The 4,495-nt window shown below is 65.0% G+C and carries 7 protein-coding genes; 3 read left to right on the top strand and 4 right to left on the bottom strand.

What is annotated here, in order from left to right; all coding sequences use genetic code 11:
- Positions 1–37: 37 nt before the first annotated feature.
- Together VN856_RS02090 and VN856_RS02095 are read left to right on the top strand one after the other, a co-directional pair.
- Positions 38–472: an OB-fold domain-containing protein gene (locus VN856_RS02090; protein WP_325685681.1), complete on the top strand. Its 435-nt coding sequence runs from the start codon at positions 38–40 to the stop codon at positions 470–472.
- A gap of 10 nt (positions 473–482) precedes the next feature.
- The gene (locus VN856_RS02095; protein ID WP_325685670.1) at positions 483–1,502 is read left to right on the top strand and encodes a DUF2889 domain-containing protein; all 1,020 of its coding nucleotides are present in this window, start codon (positions 483–485) and stop codon (positions 1,500–1,502) included.
- Positions 1,503–1,507: 5 nt separating this feature from the next.
- Here the strand turns inward: VN856_RS02095 and VN856_RS02100 are convergent, their stop codons facing one another.
- Genes VN856_RS02100 through VN856_RS02115 form a run of 4 tightly spaced genes read right to left on the bottom strand, consistent with a single transcriptional unit; the run spans position 1,508 to position 3,094 of the window.
- Positions 1,508–1,657 (bottom strand): hypothetical protein, encoded by a 150-nt coding sequence (locus VN856_RS02100; RefSeq protein ID WP_325685672.1) that lies wholly within the window; start codon positions 1,655–1,657, stop codon positions 1,508–1,510.
- 36 nt (positions 1,658–1,693) lie between these two features.
- Positions 1,694–2,020: a hypothetical protein gene (locus VN856_RS02105; protein WP_325685674.1), complete on the bottom strand. Its 327-nt coding sequence runs from the start codon at positions 2,018–2,020 to the stop codon at positions 1,694–1,696.
- A gap of 25 nt (positions 2,021–2,045) precedes the next feature.
- Positions 2,046–2,486, bottom strand: a complete 441-nt coding sequence (locus VN856_RS02110) for a pyridoxamine 5'-phosphate oxidase family protein (RefSeq protein ID WP_325685675.1) — start codon at positions 2,484–2,486, stop codon at positions 2,046–2,048.
- Positions 2,483–3,094, bottom strand: coding sequence for a TetR/AcrR family transcriptional regulator (locus VN856_RS02115; protein ID WP_325685677.1), 612 nt, complete (start codon positions 3,092–3,094; stop codon positions 2,483–2,485). The genes VN856_RS02110 and VN856_RS02115 overlap by 4 nt, the downstream gene beginning before the upstream one ends.
- 147 nt (positions 3,095–3,241) lie before the next feature.
- On the opposite strand from VN856_RS02115, the gene VN856_RS02120 reads away from it, so the two are divergent.
- On the top strand, positions 3,242–4,471 hold the full coding sequence (locus VN856_RS02120; protein ID WP_325685679.1) for an amidohydrolase family protein: 1,230 nt from the start codon (positions 3,242–3,244) through the stop codon (positions 4,469–4,471).
- The last annotated feature ends 24 nt before the right edge of the window (positions 4,472–4,495 follow it).

A 4,495-nucleotide genomic window follows, 5' to 3' on the forward strand; every position in this document is an offset into this window, starting at 1 on the left:
GGCATGGGTGCCGCGATGGTCATCGAGGTCGCCTGAGATGACCGCACTGATCACCGAGGGCTTGTTCCGGGTCGACGGCGACCGCGCGGTGCTGTTCGCGTCGCGCAGACGTTCGTCGGGTGCGGTGAAGTTTCCGGCCGAGCGGCCCGAGCTTTTCGACGGCGACCCCGAGATCCAGGACGACATCGAGGTGATCGAATTGTCCACCGAGGGAACCCTGTACACCTACACCACGCAGGAGTTCGCGCCACCGTTGCCGTACAAGGGCAACCGGGATCCGGAGGTGTTCCGGCCGTATGTGGTGGGCTTCGTCGAGTTGCCCGAAGGCGTGCTGGTGGAGACGCTGATCGTCGGCGCGACCGCGGACGAACTGCGGATCGGCCAGCCCCTGGTCTCGACCCCCACCACGCTGGAGACCGCCGACGGTCAGTCGCTGGTGACTTTCGCGTTCCGACCGGCCTTGGGCAGCTAAAGTCCATCCGGTGACGGACCTGGGCTCCCCGCCCTTCGGACTTCATCCGCTGCACGGCGTGCACGAGCCCACGACCGGCAATCCGCCGCGTCGTCCCCGGTCCGCGCGCCGCACCACATCGATCGACATGACCCGCGACGAAGGGTCACTAGACCCGGTGTATCTGCACGGGCGGGCGCGCGATCTGTGGACGGCGGCCGACGGAACCGTGACCGAGCTCGACTTCGCGACGCTCGCCGCCACCATCGAGCTGATAGCCCGAGTCGTCCGTCACGTCGAAGTGAAACCACCGGTCGCCGCCATGTCCCGGCTGTCGGGCGCCCCCGCGATGAGCGGGTTTCGCGCCGCGGCCGACAAGGCTGCTCCCGAGTTGCGGCACGCCCGCGACCTGCGCTACACGCTGCTCGACGACGTTCCCGTCGCCACGCTGATATCCGGCCATGCGCTATCGGCGTCGAATCTGCTTGGGGACGTGGCGAAGTCGGGGTACCTGCCGGTTGCCGACCAGTGTGCGGGCTTCGCGACCGGCGGGCTGCTGCTGACGTCGTTCGAGGCAGGCGATCCCGTGATCGTCACCGGGCCGGAGGCTCCCGACCTCGATCACGGCGACGACTCTTGGGCCTGGCACCACGTGGCGCCGTTACCGCGCCATGCCATGCGCCGCAGACGCCGCATCGATGTCTACCGGGGTGAATCGCCGTCACGGGTGGACATCGACGCGATGTTTCGCGACACCTACGTGCGGACCGACGGCGTCGAGACCATCATCCACGAATACACGCTGGCCGCCGAAGTCGACACCGACTCTGGCGTCATCGTCGAATCCGTTGCCACACCGCGAGTGCTGCCGTGGCAGGAGTGTCCGGGCGCGGTCGCGAGCGCTGCGCGAATCACCGGAATGGCGCTGCAGGAACTGCACTTTCGGGTCCGACAGGAATTGTCCGGTACCAGCACCTGCACTCATCTCAATGATCTGCTGCGCAGCATCGCCGATGCCGAGGCGCTGATACACCTCGTGAAAGAAGGCTGAGCGCCTCAGCGCGGGCCTGGCGTAGCGTCGCCCAACTCGTCGGGTTCAGCAGGACGCTTGGCCGTGGCCTTCTGCTTGGTTGCGTCGTCGACCTCATCGATGTCCTCGAGGGCCGCCTCGTCGGTGATCGGTTGGCTGGTATCGAATCCTGACATAACTACTGAGTAGCCAGAATGTCGGCGCCCAACCCTCTAGGCGTTGGCGAATGAGAACGTCAGGGTGCGGCTAACCGTCAGCGTGGCCACGGCATCCGACGCGGGTGGCCATACCGCTGTGCCCTGCACGATCGCACCGCGAATGTCGCGATAAGCGGTGAAAGTGTCGGCCACCACGCAGGCCTGGATCGCATAGCGTTGTGTGGCATCGCCGTTCGCGCCGTCAACGGTGACGGCGATGGTGGCGGAGTCGGAGTCGAAGACTCGCGCCGGTAGGGCCAGCAGCTGGCCGTCTGCGTCGACGACACAGATCGCGCCGGTCGGCCCACGCGCCAAGAACTCGGCTAGTTCGTCCTGGGACATCGAAACCGGGCCCCTGCTACGCGGACTAGACATGCCGGTCGGAGAGATCGGCGGCGCGGACCTCGGTGATCGTCAGTCCGATGAAGCACCGCTTGCCGCTGAGAAGGCGGTCGCGCACCTTCGTCACGACCGAGTCGGGCACGCGTTGATCCGGCGAACTTTCGCCGATGAGTTCGTCGACCTCAACTACGGACGGTTGGTAGACGTGCGCGAGGCCGCGAACAGAGATCCAGCACTCGTTGTCGCCGATCAAGCAGGCGGCCTCGGGAGCCGAGCGCATGTGTTGGACCTTGGCGCTCTTTGCATAGGTGGCGAAGTAGAGGCAGCGGGTGTCGGAGCGGTAGGCCACGGAACGCATGGCATAGCCGATCGGACGTTGGGCGCCGTCGCGGCAGAACAGGAATGCGCGGTGGTTGCTACGGATGAACTCGACGACGTCCGGCGCGTCGAGCGACGGCGGGATCACAACGCGACAGGCGTTGCCATCGCGACGATCATGTCCGCGACCACCGCGATCATCTCGTCACGGTCGACGGCCACGGTCTGGCGATGGACCGTGTGCCAGGCCCGATCCAGCAGCCCCATCACCGCGACGCCGATGACGTCGGGTGAGTGCGCACCGTTTCCGGCGATAGCTTGCCCTAGCTTCCACGACGCCCGGGTCACCATGCGGTTGCGCGACTTTCGAAAGTCGTCGTCGTCGGGCGCCGATTGCGTCGACGCGAGCACGAACGCGCCGTGGTGGTCCATGTAATCGAAGTAGTGGCCCACCCAAGCGCGGATGTCGGCCGGCCCGAACGGTTCGCCGGCGTCGGCCCACTCGGCGATGACGGCGAGGGCCTCGCGGTAGGCGTTCTTGCCGAGAACGTTGAAGATCTCGCGCTTGTCCTTGAAGTAGGTATAGAAGCCGGCCCGCGAGATGCCGCACGCCTCGGTGATCGCATTGATCGGCGTGCCCGCGTATCCGCGTTCTAGAAAGAGACGACGACTGGCGTGAAGGATCGAAGACCGGGTGCGTTCACCGCGGGTGGCATCCAGTTGCCGTTCGGCGGGCGAGGCCGAGGTCACCGTCATGCGGCGACTGTATATGACAGTATCGTCAACTGCAATAACTGCAGCTTAGGAATCAATTGTCCTGTAGGGATATGCAGACTTGACACCTCTGTCAAGTTACGCCAAGCTCGTAGACGAGCCGTATGTCGAGCCGCGAGAGGCAATCCGATGACCCAGTTCAAAGATGCACCGATCTTCGATGCCGATCAGCACATGTATGAGACCCCCGATGCGCTGACGAGGTACCTGCCCAAGGAGTTCCAGCCGAAGGTGCAGTTCGTCCAGATGGGCAGGCACACCCGCATCGCGATCCTGAACAAGATCACCGACTACATGCCGAACCCGACGTTCGACCGGGTCGCCGCTCCCGGTGCGCACGAGAGGTTCTACTCCGGCCAGAACCCCGAGGGTCTGTCGATGCGGGAGATGTCCGGACGTGGCATCGACACGCCGCCGGGCGCACGCAACCCTGAGGACCGCATCGCCGAACTCGACCGTCAAGGTGTCGACTCGTGCCTGAACTACCCCACGCTTGCCAATCTGGTCGAGCACTCGGCCGCCGAGGATCCCGAACTGACCGTGGCGATCATCCATGCCCTGAACCAATGGATGCTGGAGCACTGGGGCTTCAGCCACGCTAACCGGGTCTACTCGACGCCGGTGCTAACCCTGGGACTCGTCGACGAAGCGCGTCGCGAACTCGACTACATCCTGGACAACGGCGCCAAGGTCGCGTTGATCAAGCCGGCACCGGTGAACGGCTACAAGGGCTGGCGCTCCCCCGCGCTGCCCGAGTTCGACCCGTTTTGGCGCGATGTCGAAGACGCGGGCCTGCCAATTGTGTTGCACGCCAGCCAACCTCCGTTGCAGGAGTACATCGACAAGTGGGAGCCGCCGTCAACCAGTAGTGCGTTCGAGATGTCGGCATTCAAGTGGACGGCGCTGGGCCATCGGGAGATCGCTGACATGTTGACCAGCCTGATCTGCCACGGCACGTTGACCCGGTTCCCGAAACTGCGGATCGCCAGCGTGGAGAACGGAAGCGCCTGGATCAAGCCACTTTTCGATGACCTGCAGTCGACGTACAGCAAGATGCCGCAGAACTTCCCCGAGCATCCGCACGAGGTGTTCCGCCGCAACATCTGGGTCAGCCCGTTCTGGGAGGGCTCAGTCGCCGACGTGGTGCAGACCGTCGGATGCGACAAGGTGATGTTCGGCGCGGACTGGCCGCATCCCGAAGGCCTGGCCGAGCCCAAGCGCTACTGGCAGTACGCCGAAGGCATGGACGAACGTCGCACCTACGACTTCATGGGAGACAACGCCCGTCGGTTCATGGGGCTACCGATCGCCAACCCCGACCCGGAGGCCGTCAAACCGCCCGCGCTGGCCCACGCCTGAGAGGCACCGGGGCGGGTCTCAGCG

The organism is Mycobacterium sp. (assembly GCF_035603715.1).
Lineage (GTDB): Bacteria > Actinomycetota > Actinomycetes > Mycobacteriales > Mycobacteriaceae > Mycobacterium.